The sequence below is a fragment of the Hydrogenophaga taeniospiralis genome (genome assembly GCF_020510445.1).
Classification (GTDB): domain Bacteria; phylum Pseudomonadota; class Gammaproteobacteria; order Burkholderiales; family Burkholderiaceae_C; genus Hydrogenophaga.
This window is the reverse complement of the sequence record NZ_JAHBAG010000001.1, coordinates 4,863,758-4,884,620: the sequence shown is the minus strand read 5'-3', so window position 1 is coordinate 4,884,620 and position 20,863 is coordinate 4,863,758. Positions and strand designations below refer to the sequence as shown.

Genomic DNA, 20,863 nt, shown 5'->3' with positions numbered 1-20,863 from the left:
AATGTTTTTTTGAATGAAGGTCAGGCCGTTTCGTCGATCAGCACCAGCACGTTTTGCCCGGCGGCCACCGAGCCGCCCTGGGCGCACATGAGCTTGTGCACGGTGGCGCTGGCGGGCGCGAGCAGGTTGAACTCCATCTTCATGGACTCGATCACCATCAGCACGTCGCCGGCCTGCACCTGCTGGCCCTCGCTCACCGCAACCTTCCACACGTTGCCGGGCACGCTGGTGGCGATCAGGCGGCCACCTTCGGGCAGGTCGATCTCGCTGTCCGGCCCGGCCGCTTCCACGTCGGCCTCGCTCGCCACCTCGGCCAGACCGGCGGCGGCCCAGCGCTCGCGCTCGGCTTCGAACGCCACCTGCTGCGTGGCCCTGAAGGCGGCGATGCTGGCCGCGTTGTCGGCGAGGAAATGGCGGTGGTCTTTCAGGCTGAAGCTGCCGGCTTCGGTGCGCAGCGGATAGCCGCCGTGCGGGAAGTCGGCGCGGATGCGCAGCAGTTCTTCCTGGCTCACGGGATAAAAGCGGATCTGGTCGAAGAAGCGCAGCAGCCAGGGCTGCTCGAACACGGAGCCGGCCTCGCCGTGGCGCCAGCGGTTCCACATCTGCAGCGTGCGGCCCACGAACTGGTAGCCGCCGGGGCCTTCCATGCCGTAGACGCAGAGGTAGGCGCCGCCGATGCCCACCGCGTTCTCCGGCGTCCAGGTGCGTGCCGGGTTGTACTTGGTGGTCACGAGGCGCTGGCGCGGGTCCAGCGGCGTGGCCACCGGCGCGCCGAGGTACACATCGCCCAGGCCGAGCACGAGGTAGGGCGCCTCGAACACGATCTTGAACACCTCGTGAATGCTGTCCAGCCCGTTGATGCGGCGGATGAACTCGATGTTGCTCGGGCACCAGGGCGCGTCGGGCCGCACCGACTGCATGTACTTTTCAATCGCCAGCTTGGTCTGCGGGTCGTCCCACGACAGCGGCAGGTGCACCGTGCGGCTGGGCACCACCATGTCGTCCACCGGCGGCAGCGCCGCCTCCGTGGCGATCAGCACCTTGAGCAGCGCGTCGCGCGCGATCAGCGCGGGGTCAAAGTGCACCTGCAGCGAGCGGATGCCGGGGGTCATGTCGATGATGCCGGGCAGCTGGCCCTGCGCCTGCCGATCTTTCAGCGCGGTCATCAGCACGTGCACGCGCAGGCGCAGCTCGATGTCCAGCACCAGCGGGCCGAATTCCAGCAGCACGTAGCGGTCGCCGGCCTGGCGCACCACCATGGCCGGCACGTCTTCGCGCGCCGGGTCTTCGTAGATCACCGGTGTGGTGTGGGCCATCGCGTCGTCGCTCGGCGTCGCAGGCAGCGCGCCGGCCAGGGAAGACAACGCCGCTTCCACCGCCGCTTCGCGTTCACCCGCCTGCGCCAGCGAGAGCCGGTGGAAGCGCACCGTGTCGCCCGGGCGCAGTTGGCCCAGTTTCCACAGCTCGGCGTTCACCACCACGGCGGGGCAGACGAAGCCGCCGAGGCTGGGGCCATCGGGCCCAAGGATCACGGGCATGTCGCCGGTGAAGTCGATCGCGCCGATGGCGTAGGCGTTGTCGTGGATGTTCGACGGGTGCAGCCCGGCCTCGCCGCCGTCGGCCCGCGCCCACTGGGGCCGGGGGCCGATCAGGCGCACGCCCGTGCGGCTGCTGTTGTGGTGCACCTTCCAGTCCGTGGCGAAGAAGGTGGCGATGTCGTCGGGCTGGAAGAAGTCGGGTGCGCCGTGCGGTCCGTAGAGCACGCCCACGTCCCAGTGGTGGCTGTAGGTGGGGATCAGCGCTGCGGGTGTGGCCGCCGCCACTGGCGTGGCCGTGCCCGCGAGGTGCAGCACATCGCCCGCGCGCAGATGCCGCCCCGCATGCCCGCCGAACTGGCCGAGCGTGAAGGTGCTGCGGCTGCCCAGGTAGGCCGGCACGTCCAGCCCGCCAGCCACGGCGAGCGCGAGGCGCACGCCCGCTTCAGTGCGGCCCACGGCCAGCGTGCTGCCCGCTTTCACTTGAAGCGCCTGCCACATGGCCACTGGCTGACCGTCGAGCGTGAGCTTCACCGGCGCGCCGGTCACGGCCACCACGGCGTCGGTGTTGAAGCGCAGCGTGGGGCCGGCGAGCGTGATCTCCAGCGCGGCGGCGTCGGGCGGATTGCCCACCAGCTGGTTGGCCAGGCGGTGCGCGTAGGCGTCCATCGGGCCGCTGGGCGGCACGCCCACGTCCCAGTAGCCGGTTCGGCCCGGCCAGTCCTGCACGCTGGTCTGCACGCCCGGCTCCAGCACCTCGATGGTCGCGGGCCGGTACTCGAAGCTGTTGAGGAAGCGCGTGACCTGCCGGCCTTCACGGAACACCGCGCTGCGCACCACCTGGCGTAGGTAGCCCAGGTTGGTTTCGATGCCGGCCAGGCGCGTCGCGTCCAGCGCGGCCTCCATCTTCAAGAGCGCCTGCTCGCGGGTGTCGGCGGTGACGATGAGCTTGGCCAGCATGGGGTCGTACCAGGCGGGCACTTCGGTGCCGCGTTCGACCCAGCCGTCCACGCGGGCGTCGGAAGGGAACACCACTTCGGTGAGCAGCCCCGCGCAGGGCTGGAAGTTGCGCGCCGGGTCTTCGGCGTAGAGCCGCACCTGGATGGACGCACCGCGTAGCACGGGTTGCAGCGTGTCCAGCGGCGGCAGGTCGCCCGCGGCGAGCTGCAGCATCCAGGCCACGAGGTCCACGCCGCTCACCTGCTCGGTCACGCCGTGCTCCACCTGCAGGCGCGTGTTCACCTCCAGAAAATAGAAGGCGCCGGTGGCCGCGTCGTAGACGAACTCCACCGTGCCGGCCGAGCGGTAGTCCACCGCCTGCGCCAGCCGCACGGCGGTGGCGTGCAGCTCGCTGCGCTGCGCGTCGCTCAGGCCCGGCGCCGGGGTTTCTTCGATCACCTTCTGGTTGCGCCGCTGCACCGAACAGTCGCGCTCGCCCAGCGCGATCACGCCGCCCGCGCCGTCGCCGAACACCTGCACCTCGATGTGGCGCGCCTGCTCCACGTACTTTTCCAGGAACAGGCCGGCGTCCTTGAAGTTGGCCTGCGCGAGGCGGCCCACGCTCTCGAACGCGTCGGCGAGTTCGGCAGCGTTCCACACCAGCCGCATGCCGATGCCGCCGCCGCCCGCCGTGCTCTTGAGCATCACCGGGAAGCCGATGCGCTGTGCCTCGGTCTGCGCCTGCGCCAGATCGCTGAGCAGACCCGAGCCCGGCAGCAGCGGCACGCCGCGAAGCTGCGCCAGATCACGCGCCGTGTGCTTCAGGCCAAAGGCGCGCATCTGCGCTGGCGTGGGGCCGATGAAGGCGATGCCCGCGGCCTCGCAGGCTTCGGCGAAGCCCGGGTTTTCAGACAGGAAACCGTAGCCGGGGTGGATGGCCTGCGCGCCGCAGTCCTTCGCAATCTGCAGGATGCGGTCGGCGCGCAGATAGCTCTCGGCCGCGGGCGCCGGGCCGAGCAGGTAGGCCTCGTGTGCCTCGCGCACATGGCGCGCCTGCGCGTCGGCTTCGGAATACACGGCCACGCTCTGCAGACCCAGTGCTTTGAGCGTGCGGATGATGCGGCAGGCGATGGCGCCGCGGTTGGCAATCAGGACCTTGCTGAACATGGGGTCAACCTTGGATTCGAGAGGGCAGGCCGTCCTGCGGAGGGGTTGTGTTGCTGCGGGCCGTCCCGCAGCAACGGTTCAGATCAGGGTCAAGCCGGATTCCATACAAGGAGCTGAATCGGCGTCGGGTTGTATGCGTTGCAGGGGTTGTTCAGCTGCGGGCAGTTGCTGATCAACACCCACACGTCCATCTCGGCGCGCATCTCCACGTACTTGCCCGGGCCGGACACGCCGTCGTCGAACTTCAGGTCGCCGCCTTCCGTTACCGGCACGTTCATGAATAAGTTGATGTTGGGCACCAGGTCGCGTTTGGTGAGGCCCATGTCGGCGCGCTGCAGGGCGATCAAATAGTTGTCGCGGCAGCTGTGCATGTATTTCTTCTGCAACGCGTAGCGCACGGTGTTGCTCTCGGCCGCGCAGGCGCCGCCGAGCGTGTCGTGGCGGCCGCAGGTGTCGGCCACGATGGTGAGCATGGGCCGGCCGTCGTTGCTGCGGATCACGGAGCCGGTGGTGAGGTAGATGCCGCCCTGGTGGACCATGGTGTCGGTCGCGCTGTAGTGCTCGGCCAGGTCGTCGCGGTTGTAGAAGATCACGTCGGCGGCCTGGTTGCCTTCGAGGTCCACGATGCGCAGGGTCTGGCCTTTGTTGACGGCGAACAGGATGGGCTCGCCGGCCGGGTGGCGCTGGTTCAGCACGGCGTGGGCTGGGTCCAGCTGGCTTTCGAGGATGCGGATGTCGGTGGCGGTGGTGGTCATCTGATCTCTCCTCACAGGTACAACATGTCGCTGTTGTGCAGGGCACGCGCGTTTTCCGGGCGGAATGCGCGGCAGAAGTCGTCGGCCGACGCCGCGCCACAGCGCCAGGCCAGCAGGCCCACTTTCTTGGGCGCGTACACGGGCGCTGGGTCCAGCGCGTGCGGCGCGCTGGACACGGCCAGGATCACGTCCATGTCAAAGCGCAGCTCCACAAAATCGCCCGCCTTCGCGTGGTTTTCTGCAAACCCGAAGCGGCCCTGCGCATCCACGCTCACCTTGCTGAACAGGTTCACCGGCGCGATCAGGTCGCGCCGCGTCAGACCGTGTTTGCCGATCTCGATCAGCAGGCCGTCCTTGCCCGATCGGTACATCGCGTCGCGCGCCTGTTCGTAGCGCTGCTCGCCGTACTTGGTGGCCATCAGTTCGTTGTCGAGCAGGGCGCCCATCGGGTCGTGCCAGCCCAGGCTGTCGGCCGTGATGCTGGCCATGCTGCGGCCCATGTCGCTCATGAGCACATGGCCGCGGGTGTAGTGCGCGGTGTGCTGCGCCTTCAGGCTGTCGGGCATGTTGTAGCGCTCCAGCTTTTCCAGCGCGGAATACAGCACCAGGCTCAGGTTGGCGCCCGCGTCCAGCGCCACGAAGCGGATTCCGCTGCCGCGTGGCATGCGCCAGCTCCAGTGGCTGCCGCCGGGCAGCACCTCGCTCCACATCACTTGGTTGGTGTCCACGCCGGCCAGCGCGGGCGCGGGGAAACGTTGCCAGAAGGCGGGTGCGTCCACCGGCGCGGCCTGCGGCGGGTTGGGCAAGACGGTGGTCAGCGGATCGGGGATGTCATTGAGGTTCATGGGTGTCTCCAGGGTTCAGGCGGCTTCAGTCACCGCGCCGCTCAGGCGCTGCAGCTGTTCCAGATCGGTCTTCATGCCCGAGGTCTCGCGGATGCGTTCCAGGATGTCGCGTTTGAGGCGCACGAACTCCGGCGCGAACTTGAGGTCCTGCGTGCGCTGGTCGCCAAAGGGCACCTCGTAGATGGTGTCGATGCGGCCCGGGCGCGGCGCCATCAGCACCACGCGGCTGCCGAGGTAGAGCGCTTCCTCCACATCGTGTGTCACGAAGACGATGGTGGCTTTCTCCAGCCGGTGCACGTAGCGGATCAGGTCGTGCATCACCTCGCGCGTCTGCGCGTCCAGCGCGCCGAAGGGCTCGTCCATCAGCACGATGTCGGGCCGGCCCATGAGCGCGCGCGCGATCGCCACTCGCTGCTGCATGCCGCCCGACAGCTGGTTGGGCCAGGCGCCCGCCGAGGCTTCCAGGCCCATCAGGCGCAGCAGCGCGTCGGCCCGGCCGTCGGCCGCCTCCACGTCGGCCGAGGTGCGGTCTTTGGTGTGGGCGTGCAGCTGGCGGCAGAACTTGATGTTCTGGCACACCGTCATCCACGGGTACAGGCTGTAGTGTTGGAACACCATGGCGCGGTCGATGCCCGGGCCGGTGACCGGCCGGTTGTCCACCAGCAGCTCGCCGCTGGTCTGTGTTTCGAGCCCGCCGATGGTGCGCAGCAGCGTGCTCTTGCCGCAGCCTGAGGCGCCCACGAAGGTGACGAACTCGTTGGCGCCGATGTCCAGGTCCACGTTCTCCAGCGCGTGGGTGGGCGCGCCGTCGAAGTGTTTGGTGAGGCCGCGGATGGAAACTTTGGGAAGGGTGTTCATCGCATCAGCCTTTCAGATACAGCCAGGGGAAGGCGCGGCGGTGCGCCCAGCGGAACAGCTGGTCCGTCACCAGCCCGATGAGGCCGATGACGATGATCCCGGCGAAGATGGTGTCGGTCTGCAGGAAGCGCTGCGCGCGCAGGATGGCGTAGCCCAGGCCCGAGTTCGCGGCCACCAGTTCGGCGACAACCAGATACGTCCAGGCCCAGCCCATGGTGATGCGCAGCGTGTCGAGCAGCGCCGGCTTGGCGCTCGGCAGGATCACCTTTTCCACCAGCTCCCAACGGCTCGCACCCATGGTCTGCGCCGCCTCCACCTGCGCGGCCGGCACGCGGCGCACGTCTTCCGCCACCATCAGCACCATCTGGAAAAAGGTGCCGATGAAGATGATGGAAATCTTCGAGCCCTCGTCGATGCCCACCCACAGCATCACCAGCGGAATGAAGGCCACCGCCGGCATGTAGCGGATCAAATCGGTCAGCGGCTCCAGCAGCGCCTGCACCGAGCGGAACGAGCCGATCAGCAGGCCCAGCGGCAGCGCGATCACCGCCGAGAGCACGAAGCCCGCCACCACACGGTAGACGCTGATGCCCATGTCTTCGAGCAGGTTGTTCTCCAGCGCCCAGTCCCAGGTCTTGGACAACACGGCCAGCGGCGAGGGCATGAAGGTCGGGTCCATGCCGCCCCAGGCGGCCAGCGCGGCCCACATCAGCAGCGGGGTGATCAGGCCGGTGAGCGCCAACCCCCAGTAGGCACGGCGCGAAATGCCGGTGCGCACCGTCCAGAAGCCGTTGCGCCGCGGCCTGGGCGCTGGTGCAGAGGCGGGCGCGGGCGCCGGCACCGCTGTCGCTGCCGAGGCTGGGGCCTTTGGCAATGCGGCGGCCGACCCGGCAAGGGACGGCGCAAAGGGAGGAAGCTGGGACATGCGGGGCTCCTGGCGAAAGGGACAAACGGCGAGAGAGGCTCGTGCGCAAGCAGCGAAGCGTCTCCCGGGCTTTTGTCCCTCCGTGGAGCCACACGATCGTGGCCGACCGCTCTCGGACCAGACGGCTCAGACTTCATCGGCGAAGTGGTCTGAGCCCGGAACCCTAGCGGTCTTCAAGGCAAGCGGCGTGCGGTGGCACGGCGCCTCTCTGGTTCAGGGTGTTAGCAAGTAGGGTGCCAGATGGGCATGGGGTGCGGGGTGGTGTGGATGCACCAGGTTGGTGTGTGCGGTGGCTTGGTTGAAGGCTCGTGCCCCAAAGGGATACAGCGGCTGCCCGAGCATGCGCTTCGGTTCAGGTGCCAGCAGCCGCTGTCCGGCGCGGATGAGCGTGAGCGTCAGCGCTCGGGGCGCGTGCCCATGGCCGTGAGCACACCCAAGCCGATGAATGATGTTCCCGCGAGCCGGTTGCCCCAGAGGCCGTGCGACGCAGCCCGACGCAGGCGCGGTGCGACGAGACTTGCCGTGAGCACGTAGATGATGTCGGTGCAGCAAGCGATACCCACGAAAACTCCGCCGAGCGCCAGGGTCTGCATCAGCGGGTTGCCGTGAGCGTCCATGAACTGCGGCAGAAAGGCGGCGAAGAACATGGTGGTTTTGGGGTTCAGCAGCGCCACCACAAAGCCATCGCGAAAGACGTGCCGCAAGGGCTGCGCCGGCGCCTGCGGCTTGGCATCGGCGACAGGCGACGCCGCCCGCCACATCCGGATGCCGAGGTACACGAGGTAGGCGGCGCCGGCCCATTTCACCGCGGTGAAAGCGGCCGATGACACCGCGAACAAGGCGGCCAGTCCGAGCGCCGCACCCAAGGCATTGGAGAAATTGCCCAGCGCGACGCCCAGCACGGACGCAAGCCCCCATGCGCGGCCCTGCGCCAAAGTGCGGGCCACGATATAGACGACGGCGGGTCCGGGGGTGATGGCCAACACAAGGCTGGCACCAACAAAAGCCAGGAGCAAAGGAGGGTCGGGAAGCATACGGACTCCAGATGTTGAGGCGGCGAGTATCGCGACTCCATCGCCGCTTGCAAAGAACCCCTTGCCGGATGTCGGCATGGAGAGGCGGTGCCCCGCGCCTTGCAGGCACGGGTTGCAAGGTCCGCTTGGGTCGGCACCAGGCATCGATTTCCAAATCTCCGGTGCGAACTCCATCGCGTGATCGGACACCCGTCGCTGAGCCTCAGGCCGCCACCGTCCCCCGCGTGGCCGACGGCAGTTCGCCGAACAGGGCCTTGTAGTCGCTCGCGAAGCGCGAGGGGTGCCAGAAGCCCCAGCGCGCCGCGATGTCGCCCACGGGCGCTGCCCGGTTCTGGCGCAGTTCGCTGCGCACCTGGTTGAGGCGCATGGCGCGCAGGTAGGTCACGGGGCTGATCTGCATCACTTCTTCAAACGCGTACTGCAGCGCGCGGCGCGAGGTGCCGATGGCCTGGCAGAGGTCGGGCACGGCGATCACTTCGTGGGCGTGGGCCTGCATGTACTGCCGGGCGCGGGCGACGATGCGGCGGCGGCTGGTGGCCGAAGCGGGCAGCGCGCCCGCCGGCTCGCCCGAGCGCAGGTTGGCGAGCAGGGCGTCGCAGAGCGAGAGTGCGAGCATGCGGCGCGCGGCGGGGTGGGCGCTGAGGTCGCTCGGGGTTTGCGCGAGCCGCAGGGCGGCGTTGAGCAGCCGGCCGTATTCGACGCAGGCCGCGCTCGTGGGCTTGAGCAACAGGGGCACCGGGGGCAGCTCCGCCCCGTGGCCGTCCACCTGCGCCACCAGCTCGCGCAGGGCCGCCTGGTCGACCGAGAGCGCGAGGATCTGCGTGTCGGCGCTGGCCACGAGATCGAACTCGCCTTGGGACGACACGCCGATGAGTTGTTCGCCCTGCAGGCGGTGGCCACCGAACCAGCCGGGCGATCGCCCGGCGCGCACGAGGGCGACGGAGACGCGATCGGCGCAGACGCGGCCCGCCTGCATGACGGTCTGGTTGGCGCGCTCGGCAAACACCTGCACCGGGCCCACGCGCAGTTCGTCCACCTCGCCTTCGAAGCGTCCGGCCGACAGCTGCTCGTAGCGCTGGTCCCAGTCGGGCAGGCTGGCGGCCTGCTCGCCGGCGTCGCGTGCACGTTTGTGGGAATGATCGAAGTTCATGCCGGCCGCGATGCAAGTTGTGCGCCATTGTTGGGGCCGGCGCAGATTTGCCAAATACGGATAACCCCTCGGTGTCGGCGAACCCTAAGGTGCGGGCCTTGTCCGAACCCGCTTCACGAGGAACCCCACCATGCCCACCCGCTCCCTCCCCCTGGCACTGAGTGCCGTCGCCCTGGCCGTCGCCGCGCTGTGGTCGCCCCTGGCGCTGGCGCACGGCGCTGCCGCCAAGATGGTGCCGCTGAAAAAGGCCGCCAAAGACTTCAAAGCCACCGTACAGTGGGACAGCTATGCCCGGGTGTTCACGCTCGCGCGCAACAGCACGCTGGTGCGTGTGAAGCCGGGCGCGAAGACGGCGCAGGTGAACGGCGCGCCGCTGCGGCTGGCCGTGCCGGTGGTGCTGCGCAAGGGCAGGGCGTATGTGGCGGCCGACTTTTTCCAGCAGGTGTTCCAGTCGGGCCTGGACAAGACCTTCGTGGTCGAGCGCAAGCCCAACCCGCTGAACCCGCTGACCGCGGACGAGATCCAGGCCACACTGGAGGTTCTGAAGGCCTCGGGCCAGTTCAAGCCCGGCCACCGCTTCACCGAGATCGTGCTCAAGGCGCCGCCGAAAGACCAGGTGTGGGCGCACGCGCTGGAGGGCACACCGGTGCAGGCGCCCCGCCAGGCGGCGTTCGTCATCCTCGACGGCCGCAAGCTGATCGAGGGCACGGTGGACCTGGCCACGAAGCGGCTCACGCAGTGGCAGCCGGTGCCCGGCGCGCACGGCATGGTGCTGATCGACGATTTCGGCGCGGTGCAGGCCGCCATCGAGGGCAGCCCGGAGTACGCGAAGGCGCTGGCGCTGCGCGGCATCAACGACGTGAAAAAGGTGGTGGCCACGCCGCTGACCGTGGGTTACTTCGACGGCAAGGACGGGCTGAAACAGGAAGCGCGCTTGCTCAAGGTGGTGAGCTACCTGGACGTGGGCGACAACAACTACTGGGCGCACCCGATCGAGAACCTGGTGGCGGTGGTGGACCTGGAGAAAAAGCAGGTCATCCAGATCGAAGACGCGGGTGTGGTCCCGGTGCCCATGAAGCCCACGCCTTACGACGGCAGCGCCGGGCAGACCAGCGCGCCGCGCAAGCCGCTGCACATCACCGAGCCCGAGGGCAAGAACTACACCATCAGCGGCAACACGCTGAGCTGGCGCAGCTGGGATTTCCACATCGGCCTGAACTCGCGCACCGGCCTCACGCTCTCGACCGTGACCTACAACGACAAGGGCAGCAAACGCAAGGTGATGTACGAGGGCACGCTGGGCGGCATGATCGTGCCCTACGGCGACCCGGACGTGGGCTGGTACTTCAAGGCCTACCTGGACTCGGGCGAGTACGGCATGGGCACGCTGACCTCGAGCATCGAGCCGGGCAAGGACGCGCCGCAGAACGCGGTGTATCTGGACGCCACCATCGCCGACTTCACCGGCGCGCCGATGACGATCCCCAACGCGATCGCGGTGTTCGAGCGCTACGCCGGCCCCGAGTACAAGCACCAGGAAATGGGCAAGCCCAACGTGAGCACCGAGCGCCGCGAACTCGTGGTGCGCTGGATCAGCACGGTGGGCAACTACGACTACATGTTCGACTGGGTGTTCGCCGAGAACGGCACCATCGGCATCAACGCGGGCGCCACCGGCATCGAGGCGGTCAAGGGCGTGAAGGCGCGCACCATGCAGGACGCGAGCGCCGCCGACGACACGAAGTACGGCACGCTGCTGGACCACCACATCGTCGGCACCACGCACCAGCACATCTACAACTTCCGCCTCGACATGGACGTGGACGGCGAGGCCAACTCGCTGACCGAGATGGACCCGGTGGTGCTGCCCAACACGGCCGGCGGCCCGCGCACCAGCACCATGCAGACGACGATGCGCACGGTGGCGACCGAGAAGCAGGCGGCGCAGAAGTTCGACCCCGCCACCATCCGCCTGCTGAGCAACGGCGGCAAGACCAACAAGGTGGGCAACCCGGTGTCGTACCAGCTGATCCCCTACGCCGGTGGCACGCACCCGGTGGCCAAGGGCGCCAACTTCGGCAAGGACGAGTGGATCTACAACCGCCTGAACTTCATGGACAAGCAGATCTGGGTCACGCGTTACCACACGGACGAGCGCTTCCCCGAAGGGAGGTTCCCGAACCGTTCGAACAAGGACACCGGCCTGGGCCAGTTCAGCGCCGACGACCAGCCCATCGTGAACACCGACAACGTGGTCTGGCTCACCACCGGCACCACCCACGTGGCGCGGGCCGAGGAATGGCCGATCATGCCGACGGAGTGGGTGAACGTGCTGCTCAAGCCCTGGAACTTCTTCAACGAGACGCCCACGCTGGGGCTGGTGCAGCCAGCGAAGCCCGCGAAGTAAGCGCCTTCCACGCAACCACCCGACAGGCCCTTGCAGCATTTGGAAACCATTGGTCATCATGCGTTGACACAGCCAACCTACATTCCCCTCCACACAAGAAGGAGTGTTGATATGGACAAGTCAATGATGAAGGGCATCGCCGTGGGCGGGTTGGCCATGGTGGTGCTGGGGGCCAGCGCTGTGACCGGGTACAAGACCTTGAACCAGCCGAAGTTTGCCGACGTGGTCGCGGTGAAGGAAGTGACGGAGACCGTGGTGACGCCACGGGAGCGCTGCGAGAACGTGCAGGCGCGGCGGCAGGCGCCGGTGAAGGACGAGCACCGCGTCGCGGGCACGTTGATCGGTGGCGTGGCGGGTGGGCTGCTGGGCAGCAACATCGGCGGCGGCAACGGCAAGAAGCTGGCAACCGTGGCCGGGGCGGTGGCCGGCGGTTATGCGGGTAACCAAGTGCAAAAGAACATGCAGCAGAACGACGTGGTCACGACGACGGAGCGCCGCTGCAGGACGGTGAAGCTCAAGTCGCAGAAGCTGGTCGGGTACGACGTGACCTACCGGCTCAACGGCCAGGACGCCCAGGTGCGCACCTCCTTCCAACCGGGCGCCACGCTGCCGGTGAAGGACGGCCAGGTGGTGGTCACACCGCCGCCCGAGATGCGTTCGGCAGTTTAGGAAAACATGCATAGATGTCATTTTTTGACGATTGACTAATCATCTATGCCGGCTTTTTGATGGATGCCGACCTGCAGCGCAAGGCGTATTGCTGAACGACTTCAGCGCCAGACAGAAGCCTTTCGCAGGCCTAAGCCCGCGTCGTTCCGGTCCAGATATGCCCGCACCAGCTCGCGCAGCCGCGCCCGCCCGAAGCTCGGGTCGTGTCCCGCGTGCACCACGCTCACGGGCAGTGCCAGCAGGCGCTCCATGGTGCGCGCGTAGGCCACGCGGTCAGAGTGGTGCAGGTCGTCGATGAGCGGGCCGTCGTAGATGGCGTCGCCGGAAAACAGCGTGGCGGTTTTCGCTTCCCAGAGTCCGATGCTGCCGGGCGAGTGGCCGGGCAGGTGCAGCACCTCGAAGTGGCGGTTGCCGAGGTCGATGACGTCGCCTTCGTCGAGCCGGCGCGTGACGGTGGCTTGCCGGACTTCCCAGGCCGAGAGGTCGTAGTCGGGCGTGGGCAGGGCGGTGAGCGCGGGGCCGCCGGTGGTGTAGCCGGGCACTTCGATGTTGACTTCGTTGAGGTCAAGGTCGGCCAGCGTGCCGTCGGGGTCGGCGTGGGCAAGTGCGTCGGCTTCGAGGCGGTGGCACCAGCATTCTTCGAACTCGTGGTGGCCGCCCACGTGGTCCAGGTGCACGTGCGTGGCGAGCGCGGCCACGCGCTGGCCGAACAGGTGGCGCGAGGCGGCGTGCAGGCTGCTGACGCCCAGACCGGTGTCGACCATGAGGTCGAGCCCGCGTCCGCGGATGTGCCAGATGTTGCAGCGGAGCAAGGGGATGACGTGCGGTTCGGTGATGAGGGTGATGCCTTCGCCGAGGCTGCGAAAGGTGAACCAGTCGCCCGGGGCTGTGGGCAGTGGGGTGGTGGCTGGCATCACAGCGGCAGCCCGCAGCGCGGGCTCTCGTCTCGTGCACCTGGGTGGGCGTGGTCGAAATTCATGCGTTCTCCGATGCAAGTTGTGCGCCATGCCCGGCGCATCTGGGTGGCGTCGCGCGCGACGTCACGGTGGGTCATACCTCCATCGCATGGAGGAAACGTTCCCTCCCTTTGTTGATGTGCGCTCGCACCCGCCTGCCTAGCATGGCTGCTCCACGGCATGTCGCCACTTTCAGGAGTTCACCATGGGCATCGACATTTCCAGCGCCATCGACAAGGCCGCATTGTCCGACGCATGGGCCTTGAAGCTGCGTGAGCATTACTTCATCGGCCCGCACATTCTGGGCATTGAAGTGACGCAATGTATCCAGTACTTCCGTGCATCGCGCCACCTGACCGACCCCGCCGACAGGGGCCCCAACAATTCCCTGCGGCTGGTGGCCTACAAGACCGCCTGGGTGCGGGTGTATGTGCGCGCGGGCTGGGGCGGGGCGGTGAACCTGACCGGCAATCTGCAGATCAGCGCGCGGCGCAACCGGTGGTTGCCCCTGTGGGTGGACGTGGGCACGCTGACACCCCAGACACCCGGCACGGTGGCGGCGCAAACGCTGCCCGACTACGCCACCGAACGCGGCACCATGACCGCCACGCTCAACTTCATCGTGCCCGCGGACGACATGGTGGGCCGGATGGCCTTCAAGGCCAACATCTGGCGCGCCGACGACGCCACCGCGGCCATCGTGGACAGTGAAACGGTGGAGGCCGATGTCACCCTGCTGCAGACCTTGCGCGTGCGTGGCCTGATGGTGGCCTACAACGGCCCCAACGCGGCCGGCAACGGCACGCTCAACATCGCCGCGCCCACGGTGGGCGAGCTGCAGACCACCGCGGCCTGGTCGCACACCGTGTTCCCCGTGCAGGCCGAGGGCGTGTTTTCCAGCGCCGGCACCGTGACCCTGACGGTGCCGCTCACCGGCGCCCCGCCGAATCCGGGTGGCTGCTCGGCGGGCTGGATCACGCTCAACGGCCAGCTCGCGGCGGCCAAGGCCAACGACGGCAACCGCACCGACGTCGTGTACTACGGCCTGCTGCCCAACGGCGTGCCCATGGGGCCGGTGATCGGATGCGCGAGCAACGGTGTGACCTCGGGCGGGGTCGGCAATGGCGTGACGATGGCGCACGAACTCGGGCATTTCGCGGGCCTGCCCCACGCGCCCTGCGGCACGCCGGGCAACGCCGCCTACCCGGCCTACGAACCCTACGACCCGGCCGGCACCCCCACGGCGTCCATCGGTGAATACGGGCTGGACATCAACGACGGCACGCTCCACCAGCCCAGCCAGAAAGACTTCATGTCCTACTGCGGCCCGCGGTGGACGTCGATCTTCACGCACCAGGTGCTGATCGACAATGCGATCTTCGCCCCGACCACGACCAACCCCCGCTTTCGCATTCCGGAGCTCTACGATCCGTGGTTGTGGCCCTGGGAGTACATCCCCGACCCGGCCCCGGAGCCCTGGGAACACTGGAAAAACCGCATCGAGGACCTGCGCATGCGACCCGTCATCACCCTGATCGGCACCTTCGAGCGCGACGCCTCGATCACCATGCAGCACGTGATGCGTGTGGACGCCCAGTCCACCGTCGCCACCGGCGTGCCCACGAAGATGGTGGCCGAGCTGGTCGGCGCCAACGGCGATGTGCTGGCGAGCGCGCCGGTGATGCGCATCCCCGCCGACGCCCATGGCAGCGGTGGCTGTGGGTGCGGCGGCGGCTGCGGCGACGGGGAGCCGCCGGTGTTCGGCTTCCAGGCCATGATCCCCAACGTGGGCCGTGGCGCGGTGCTGCGCATCGTGCACGTCGGCGCGCTGGACGATGCCGAGGGCCGGTTGAAGCGCCCGCTCACCGTGGCCTGGGAACGCAAGGCGGCCGGGCGGGCGGTCAAGCTCGGTGAGATCGCTGTGAAACCCGGCGCACGCGGTGTGGCCCTGGCCTGGAAGCTCGACGGCGCGGGCGCCGAGGGTGCGGTGAGCTGCTCGGTGCAGTTCAGCAAAGACGGCGGGCGTTCGTGGAACGGCTGTGCGGTCGGCATCACCGATGGCAAGGCGCTGATCCCGGCCGACGCGCTGCCGAGCGGCAAGCTGCAGTTCCGGGTGCTCGCGCACGACGGCTTTGACACGGCGGTGCGCACCTCGGACGCGGTGGAGATCGCTGTGCGCGCGCCCAACGTGGCCGTGATGTACCCCAGTGCCGGCGCGCTCATCGAAACCGCCACGCCGATGCGCCTGTGGGCCAACGCGATGAGCAGCTCGGGCGAGCGCATCGAGGGCGAGGCCTTCGAGTGGCAGCTGGACGGCAAAACGGTGGGGCGCGGGCGCGAGCTGTGGATCCGCGCACCGAAGCCCGGGCGGCACGAAGCCAGGGTGGTCGTCACCGACGGCCGCAGCAAGGGCGAAGCGAGCGCGGCGTTCACCACCTTCGATCCCGACCAGGACACGCCACCCCCGAGCAAGCCCGCCAAGCGAGGCCGTTGACCGGGTGGGTCCGCCCACCTCCAGGCACATCTGGTGAACCTACCCGTGGGCTGGCCGTTCGTCGTCCACCCACTCCAACACCTGCCAGTCGCCCGCGAGCGGACCCCGTTCCACGCGGGCGTGCTCGGTGTCCACCCGGTGCAGCGCGCAAGGCAGGGCCTGGCCTTCCAGTGCGGGCCGGGTGGCGCGCTCCACCGTCCACACGCCGTGCGCCAGCGTGCCAAAGCCGATGGTGAAATCCAGCAACGCAGCGGCCTGAGCCGGGCGGCGCTGCAGCACATCGCCCAGGGTTTCGTCGGGCACCAGATCGGCCGGCCAGGCGGCAGCGCGCGGGCGCAGGTGCAAGCCGTACACGCCGGCCACCAGCAGGCGCTCGGCGGTGGGCTGGCCGCCCGCATCGAGCCGCGCGAGCGCGATGCGTCGGCCGAGCGAAGCGGGCAGGCGCTCCCACACTTCGAGGTAGCGGCCGTGGACGCCGGTCTCGATCACGCGGTCCGGCGTCTCGAACACCATGTGGCCGGCGTCGGGTGTGCTGCGCGGGGGCTGGAAGTCGATCGTTCGCTGCCAGGTGCAGATCTCGGGCAAGGCCGGGTCGGGCCGGGTGATGGCGGTGGTGCCGCCAAAGCCTTGCTGCAGCGCCAGGCCGTCGGGCGTGTCGCGTGCAGCCTCCGCAGGCACACGCAGGTCGCCGTGCCACAGGCCGGTCTGCAGCCAGCGCACCCAGGTGGTCGTGTCGCGGCCCTCGGGCGATTCCAGCAGGGTGCGCGCCCACACGCCGTGGTACGCGGCGGGCACGTCGGGGCGGGTGGGCGTGTTCATGCGGAGGCTTGCACGTGCAGCGCTTGCAGCGCCTGCACACATTCGTCGGTGCCCAGCACCGAACCGAAGAGGCCGCCTTCGACGCCGATCATGGCCAGCGCGGGTGCCTGCAGTTCGGGCTGGCTGGCGGCGGTCGCGTCGCCCACGGTGGTGCAGACGTAGCCACGGTCCACCGCTTCGCGCAGGGTGGAGTGCACGCAGACTTCGGTGGTCACGCCGCAGAGGATGAGCTGGCGCACACCCTGCCGCGTCAGCAGGCTGTCGAGACCGGTGAGGTAGAAGGCACCGTAGCCAGGCTTGTCGATCACCGCTTCGCCGGGCAGCGGGCGCAGCGCGTCCACCAAGTCGTGACCCTGTTCGCCGCGCACCAGCAGGCGCCCCAGCGGGCCGGGGCTGCCGATGGGCGCGCCGGCTGCCACGCTGCGCGCCATCTTCGCGGGCGGGCAATCCGAGAGGTCGGGCAGATGCCCTTCGCGCGTGTGCACCACCCGCAGGCCGGCGGCGCGCGCTGCGGCCAGCAGGCGCTGCACCTGCGGCACCACCGCCTGCATGCGCGAGATGTCGATGCCGGCCTGGTGCGCATAGCCGCCGGGGCTGCAGAAGTCGCGCTGCATGTCGATGACGATCAGCGCGGTGCTGACGGGGTCGAAGGCGGGCAGGGCGTTCATGGCGCGGGGCGGGTGAATCCGGTGGTGATGGCTTCGGCCATGCGGCGCGCCACCTCGTCGGCGAGCAGTTTGCCTTTGGCGGCGTCGGAGCCTTTGGCTGACGAGAGCACGCCCGAGGGCGGCACCCAGTCGGTGCGGCTGGGGTACATGTCGTAGGGCGGGAAGTCGGCCGGGCCGTCGTCGGGCAGCAGGTCCAAACGCACCAGGCTGGGGTGGTGGTGCAGCATCATGGACGTCTCCAGCACGGCGGCATGCTCCAGCGCGAAGCCTGGGAAGCCGCCGGGGAACACGTCACCCAGGGTCTGTGGCGTCATGAAATCCCAGTACTCCAGCCGCATCACCTGCAGCGCGTTGGCCGGGTCGGTGGCCTTCGCATCGCGCAGGCCGAGGTCGATGCCCTCGATCAGGAACCACTGGTTCTCGTAGCGGCCGTTCACGATCACGAGCTTGGTCAGGCCGTGGCGCGCGAACTCGCGCACCGCGTCGCGCACCTGGCCGATCAGCGTGGCGGCGTCCACGCTGGTGGTGCCGCAGAAGTGTTGGCCGCCGCCGCACTTGGGCTGCGATTTGTAGCCGTAGCTCAGCGTGGGCGCGACCAGCCCGCCCACGCGCGTCGCGGTGTCGGCGGCCACGGCGCTGGCGAGCAGGCCGTCGGTGCCCAGCGGCAGGTGCGGGCCGTGTTGTTCGAGCGCGCCCACGGGCAGCAGCACGGGAGGCTGGTCGGCGCGGATGCGCTGCTGGTAGTCCAGCCAGGACAGCTGGTTCATCCACACGGTGTTGTTGTTCATCGGGGTCTCCGGGTTCAGGCGGTGGTTTTGGTGGTGGGTGCGACGGGGGCTTCGGCGGGCGTTCCGCCCAGCGCCTCCACCAGGGCCGCCGCAGCGATGAGCGCGCCACCGGCCCAGCCCAGGGGCGTGAGGCTTTCGCCGCCGAAGGCGATGGCGGTGCCGACCGAGACCAGCAGCTCGGCCAGCAGGATCACCCCCGCGCGGCTGCTCTCCAGGTGGCTCACGCCGTATTGCCAGGTCACGGTGGCCAGCAGCATCCAGCCAAAGCCGTAGGCCAGCAGCGCCAGCCACACCAGCGGCCCCATCACCGACAGCACCGCGGACAGGCCTGGGCCGCTGAGCCCGGTGGCCAGCGCCGAGAGCAGACCGCAGCCGATGAACACCGAGAAGGTCTTGGTGCGCAGGGGCACGCGGTGCGCGGCGCGCGCGATCACGTTGTTGGCGGCGAAGGCGAAGCCGGCCGAGAGCGAGAGCGCGTCCACCCAGGTGAGGGCCAGCGCCGCGGAATCCCCCAGACCCGGCCCGCCGAGCACCATCCAGAGCCCCACGATGGCCGCGACCACGGCCAGCCAGCGCGTGAGCGGAATGCGCTCTTTGAGGAACAGCCAGCCGCCCAGAACCGACCACACGGGCGAGAGGTAAAACAGGAACATCACCCGCACCACGTCGCCCACCATCAGCGCGTTGACGAACGAGGTGTTGGCCCAGCCACCCACGAGCAGCAGCGCGAGAACCAGCCCCCACTGCGCGCGCCAGGCGGCGCGGTCGCACCAGAGCAGCGCCACGGCGAGCAGGCCCACCGAACCGTAGGTGATCAACGCCACCAGCGGGCCCGAGAGGCCCTGCGCAATGAACCCTTTGAGGGGTATCCACGACAGGCCCCAGAGCGAGGCCGAGAACAGCAGCACGCCGGTGGCGAGGCGGTCGGACGGGCGGGCGGGCAGGAATGTCATCGGTTCTCCATGGCGCCGGAGCAGCGACACCCAAGGGCACCGAGGAACCGGCTTCGCCGGGCCTCTGGTGCCGCCCCCCTTGAGGGGGGTGACGCGAAGCGGCGCGGGGGGTGTTCCATCCTCATGTCATGACGGAGCCGCCGTTGGGGCCGAGCACCTGGCCGCAATAGAAGCGCGAGAGGTCGGACGCGAGGAACAGCGCGCTGGCCGCGATCTCGGCCGGGTCACCCAGCCGGTGCTGCGGGATCGCGAGTTCCTTCTCCACCCACTCGGCGCTCATGTGGTCGAGCGAGACCATGGCGGTGGCCACGGGGCCGGGCGCGATGGCGTTGACGCGGATCTGCTGCGGCGCGAACTCGCGCGCCAGTGAGCGTGTGAGCCCGATCACACCAGCCTTGGCCGCGCAGTAAGGGGCGTAGCGCTCGCGCCCGAGGATGCCGAGGTCGGACGCGATGTTGACGATGGCGCCGCCACCGCGCGCCACCATGCCGGGCAGCACCGCGCGGCACACCAGGAAGACGGACTTGAGATCGGTGCCGAGCATCTGGTCCCACTCGGCTTCGGTGGTGTCGAGGAAGGCCTTTTCCTGGATGATGCCGGCGTTGTTCACGAGCACGTCGACCGCACCGAAGGCCGCGAGGGCACCGTCCACCAGGCGTTGCACCTCGGCCGCCTGGCTCACGTCGGCGCTGATCGCGGTGGCCTGGCCACCTGCGGCTGCGATGGCCTGCACCAGCGAAGCGGCTTCGGCGTCTTGCCGAAGGTGGTTGACCACCACACGTGCGCCGGCCTGCGCGAACAGCAGCGCAGTGGCGCGGCCGATGCCGGTGGCGGCCCCGGTGATCAGCACCGTCTTGCCCTGCAGTCCGTAGTGCGGCGACGTCATCAAACCGCCGTCAGAAAAGAAACACCCACGGCACCGATGAAGCCATCGGCCCGGTGCGGTGCGCCGGGCGGCAGCACCGCACCGTAGTCGCTCGCCAGCACGCGGGTCACGCGGTGGCGGTGGTAGGCGCGCAGCAGCTCTCCCACCGTGACCACCTGGGCATTGCCCTCGGGGTAGAGCTCGCGGTGCAGCCGCGGCAGCTGGTACCAGGGTGCGACCGGGCGCTCGTGGTGCGCGTTGTGGAAGCCGAAGTTGAGCCAGACCAGGTTGAGCCATTTGGCGTCCAGGCCCACCACGTCGCTGTAGGTGTTGGCCTGCTCGTAGGCGCGGTCGCGCAGCTTGTCCTGCGGGATCGGCTTGTCGTCGAGGATGGGGTAGGCGTCGTAGGTGTGCTGGAAGCAGTCGGCAAAACGCAGCAGGTGCACGAACAGCAGGTAGGCCAGCGCGTAGAGGGCCAGGGCCTTGAGCGACCACCAGGCCAGCAGCGCCCAGGCCGTGAGCCGCACCACGGCGACACCGATCACGCGGCCGCGCGCCGCCTTCTTGCGTTCGCCCAGGAAGGGCAGCGCGATCACGAAGCCGCGCATGACGAACTCCACCGCGGGGACGTGCAGCCATTCGAGCGCCAGCACCACCCGCCGCACCAGCGGGTGGGCGCGCAGGAAACCCTGCAGGTCGAAGGTGATGACGTCGGCGCGTTCGATGTGGTGGCGCATGTGTTTGCGGCGCAGGTCGGCGAAGCTGGCGTAGGCGCTGCCGTTGATCCAGCTCATGAACCGGCCCCAGCGCTCGTTGGCCTGCGGTGTGCGGAAGATGGCGTGGTGTGCGAACTCGTGGATGAAGTAGGCCGACCAGGTGAGCGTGAGTGCGACCAGCAGCACGCCCAGCGCGTTGAGCGTCCAGTGGCTCTGGCCCAGCAAGGCGATGCCCAGTGGCCAGCCGAGCACGGTGAACGCCAGCGCAGCGGTGTTGGGCCACACGCCGTCGGCGTGGCGGAAAAGGGCTTGTGTCATGG

The 20,863-nt window shown here is 68.8% G+C and carries 17 protein-coding genes and 1 riboswitch; of the genes, 3 read left to right on the top strand and 14 right to left on the bottom strand.

Annotation, left to right across the window (positions count from 1 at the left end; all coding sequences use genetic code 11):
- Nucleotides 1-20: 20 nt before the first annotated feature.
- From uca to KIH07_RS23355, 7 genes are all read right to left on the bottom strand, one after another.
- The gene (gene uca / locus KIH07_RS23385; protein ID WP_226494242.1) at nucleotides 21-3,641 is read right to left on the bottom strand and encodes an urea carboxylase; all 3,621 of its coding nucleotides are present in this window, start codon (nucleotides 3,639-3,641) and stop codon (nucleotides 21-23) included.
- An 89-nt stretch (nucleotides 3,642-3,730) separates the two neighbouring features.
- The gene (locus KIH07_RS23380) at nucleotides 3,731-4,375 is read right to left on the bottom strand and encodes an urea amidolyase associated protein UAAP2 (RefSeq protein ID WP_226494808.1); all 645 of its coding nucleotides are present in this window, start codon (nucleotides 4,373-4,375) and stop codon (nucleotides 3,731-3,733) included.
- A 32-nt stretch (nucleotides 4,376-4,407) separates the two neighbouring features.
- Nucleotides 4,408-5,106: an urea amidolyase associated protein UAAP1 gene (locus KIH07_RS23375; RefSeq protein WP_413465812.1), complete on the bottom strand. Its 699-nt coding sequence runs from the start codon at nucleotides 5,104-5,106 to the stop codon at nucleotides 4,408-4,410.
- A 150-nt stretch (nucleotides 5,107-5,256) separates the two neighbouring features.
- Entirely contained in the window at nucleotides 5,257-6,099 is an 843-nt protein-coding gene (locus KIH07_RS23370) for an ABC transporter ATP-binding protein (protein WP_226494240.1), read from the bottom strand.
- A gap of 4 nt (nucleotides 6,100-6,103) precedes the next feature.
- Complete coding sequence (locus KIH07_RS23365; protein WP_226494239.1) at nucleotides 6,104-7,024, bottom strand: ABC transporter permease; 921 nt, start codon at nucleotides 7,022-7,024, stop codon at nucleotides 6,104-6,106.
- A gap of 59 nt (nucleotides 7,025-7,083) precedes the next feature.
- A riboswitch (guanidine-I (ykkC/yxkD leader) is annotated at nucleotides 7,084-7,202 on the bottom strand.
- Nucleotides 7,203-7,419: 217 nt separating this feature from the next.
- The gene (locus KIH07_RS23360) at nucleotides 7,420-8,058 is read right to left on the bottom strand and encodes a LysE family translocator (protein WP_226494238.1); all 639 of its coding nucleotides are present in this window, start codon (nucleotides 8,056-8,058) and stop codon (nucleotides 7,420-7,422) included.
- Between the two features lie 202 nt (nucleotides 8,059-8,260).
- On the bottom strand, nucleotides 8,261-9,208 hold the full coding sequence (locus tag KIH07_RS23355) for a helix-turn-helix domain-containing protein (protein WP_226494237.1): 948 nt from the start codon (nucleotides 9,206-9,208) through the stop codon (nucleotides 8,261-8,263).
- A 130-nt stretch (nucleotides 9,209-9,338) separates the two neighbouring features.
- Between KIH07_RS23355 and tynA the strand changes: the two genes are divergently transcribed.
- Nucleotides 9,339-11,615, top strand: a complete 2,277-nt coding sequence (gene tynA / locus KIH07_RS23350) for a primary-amine oxidase (protein ID WP_226494236.1) — start codon at nucleotides 9,339-9,341, stop codon at nucleotides 11,613-11,615.
- Nucleotides 11,616-11,726: 111 nt separating this feature from the next.
- Nucleotides 11,727-12,284 carry a glycine zipper 2TM domain-containing protein gene (locus KIH07_RS23345; RefSeq protein ID WP_226494235.1) on the top strand — a complete coding sequence of 186 codons (558 nt, stop codon included), beginning with the start codon at nucleotides 11,727-11,729 and terminating at the stop codon, nucleotides 12,282-12,284.
- 101 nt (nucleotides 12,285-12,385) lie between these two features.
- Here KIH07_RS23345 and KIH07_RS23340 read toward each other — a convergent pair whose 3' ends face one another.
- Entirely contained in the window at nucleotides 12,386-13,198 is an 813-nt protein-coding gene (locus KIH07_RS23340; RefSeq protein ID WP_226494234.1) for an MBL fold metallo-hydrolase, read from the bottom strand.
- A gap of 247 nt (nucleotides 13,199-13,445) precedes the next feature.
- Between KIH07_RS23340 and KIH07_RS23335 the strand changes: the two genes are divergently transcribed.
- Nucleotides 13,446-15,734, top strand: coding sequence for a hypothetical protein (locus KIH07_RS23335; protein WP_226494233.1), 2,289 nt, complete (start codon nucleotides 13,446-13,448; stop codon nucleotides 15,732-15,734).
- A gap of 39 nt (nucleotides 15,735-15,773) precedes the next feature.
- On the opposite strand, the gene KIH07_RS23330 is transcribed toward KIH07_RS23335, so the two are convergent.
- From KIH07_RS23330 to KIH07_RS23305, 6 genes are all read right to left on the bottom strand, one after another.
- Complete coding sequence (locus tag KIH07_RS23330) at nucleotides 15,774-16,553, bottom strand: hypothetical protein (RefSeq protein WP_226494232.1); 780 nt, start codon at nucleotides 16,551-16,553, stop codon at nucleotides 15,774-15,776.
- Nucleotides 16,550-17,221, bottom strand: a complete 672-nt coding sequence (locus KIH07_RS23325; RefSeq protein ID WP_226494231.1) for a cysteine hydrolase family protein — start codon at nucleotides 17,219-17,221, stop codon at nucleotides 16,550-16,552. Before KIH07_RS23325 ends, KIH07_RS23330 begins: the two co-directional genes overlap by 4 nt.
- Nucleotides 17,218-18,009, bottom strand: a complete 792-nt coding sequence (locus tag KIH07_RS23320) for a creatininase (RefSeq protein WP_226494230.1) — start codon at nucleotides 18,007-18,009, stop codon at nucleotides 17,218-17,220. Before KIH07_RS23320 ends, KIH07_RS23325 begins: the two co-directional genes overlap by 4 nt.
- A gap of 14 nt (nucleotides 18,010-18,023) precedes the next feature.
- Complete coding sequence (locus KIH07_RS23315; protein ID WP_226494229.1) at nucleotides 18,024-18,962, bottom strand: DMT family transporter; 939 nt, start codon at nucleotides 18,960-18,962, stop codon at nucleotides 18,024-18,026.
- A 121-nt stretch (nucleotides 18,963-19,083) separates the two neighbouring features.
- On the bottom strand, nucleotides 19,084-19,848 hold the full coding sequence (locus KIH07_RS23310) for an SDR family NAD(P)-dependent oxidoreductase (RefSeq protein WP_226494228.1): 765 nt from the start codon (nucleotides 19,846-19,848) through the stop codon (nucleotides 19,084-19,086).
- Complete coding sequence (locus KIH07_RS23305; protein ID WP_226494227.1) at nucleotides 19,848-20,861, bottom strand: fatty acid desaturase family protein; 1,014 nt, start codon at nucleotides 20,859-20,861, stop codon at nucleotides 19,848-19,850. Before KIH07_RS23305 ends, KIH07_RS23310 begins: the two co-directional genes overlap by 1 nt.
- Nucleotides 20,862-20,863 lie beyond the last annotated feature (2 nt).

Bases quoted from the DNA above. Each gene is read 5' to 3' on its own strand.
- KIH07_RS23340 (WP_226494234.1), bottom strand. From the start codon at position 13,198: ATGCCAGCCACCACCCCACTGCCCACAGCCCCGGGCGACTGGTTCACC.
- KIH07_RS23345 (WP_226494235.1), top strand. From the start codon at position 11,727: ATGGACAAGTCAATGATGAAGGGCATCGCCGTGGGCGGGTTGGCCATG.
- KIH07_RS23375 (WP_413465812.1), bottom strand. From the start codon at position 5,106: ATGTGGAGCGAGGTGCTGCCCGGCGGCAGCCACTGGAGCTGGCGCATG.
- KIH07_RS23305 (WP_226494227.1), bottom strand. From the start codon at position 20,861: ATGACACAAGCCCTTTTCCGCCACGCCGACGGCGTGTGGCCCAACACC.
- KIH07_RS23370 (WP_226494240.1), bottom strand. From the start codon at position 6,099: ATGAACACCCTTCCCAAAGTTTCCATCCGCGGCCTCACCAAACACTTC.
- uca (WP_226494242.1), bottom strand. From the start codon at position 3,641: ATGTTCAGCAAGGTCCTGATTGCCAACCGCGGCGCCATCGCCTGCCGC.
- KIH07_RS23330 (WP_226494232.1), bottom strand. From the start codon at position 16,553: ATGAACACGCCCACCCGCCCCGACGTGCCCGCCGCGTACCACGGCGTG.
- tynA (WP_226494236.1), top strand. From the start codon at position 9,339: ATGCCCACCCGCTCCCTCCCCCTGGCACTGAGTGCCGTCGCCCTGGCC.
- KIH07_RS23315 (WP_226494229.1), bottom strand. From the start codon at position 18,962: ATGACATTCCTGCCCGCCCGCCCGTCCGACCGCCTCGCCACCGGCGTG.
- KIH07_RS23335 (WP_226494233.1), top strand. From the start codon at position 13,446: ATGGGCATCGACATTTCCAGCGCCATCGACAAGGCCGCATTGTCCGAC.
- KIH07_RS23325 (WP_226494231.1), bottom strand. From the start codon at position 17,221: ATGAACGCCCTGCCCGCCTTCGACCCCGTCAGCACCGCGCTGATCGTC.
- KIH07_RS23355 (WP_226494237.1), bottom strand. From the start codon at position 9,208: ATGAACTTCGATCATTCCCACAAACGTGCACGCGACGCCGGCGAGCAG.
- KIH07_RS23365 (WP_226494239.1), bottom strand. From the start codon at position 7,024: ATGTCCCAGCTTCCTCCCTTTGCGCCGTCCCTTGCCGGGTCGGCCGCC.
- KIH07_RS23360 (WP_226494238.1), bottom strand. From the start codon at position 8,058: ATGCTTCCCGACCCTCCTTTGCTCCTGGCTTTTGTTGGTGCCAGCCTT.
- KIH07_RS23310 (WP_226494228.1), bottom strand. From the start codon at position 19,848: ATGACGTCGCCGCACTACGGACTGCAGGGCAAGACGGTGCTGATCACC.
- KIH07_RS23320 (WP_226494230.1), bottom strand. From the start codon at position 18,009: ATGAACAACAACACCGTGTGGATGAACCAGCTGTCCTGGCTGGACTAC.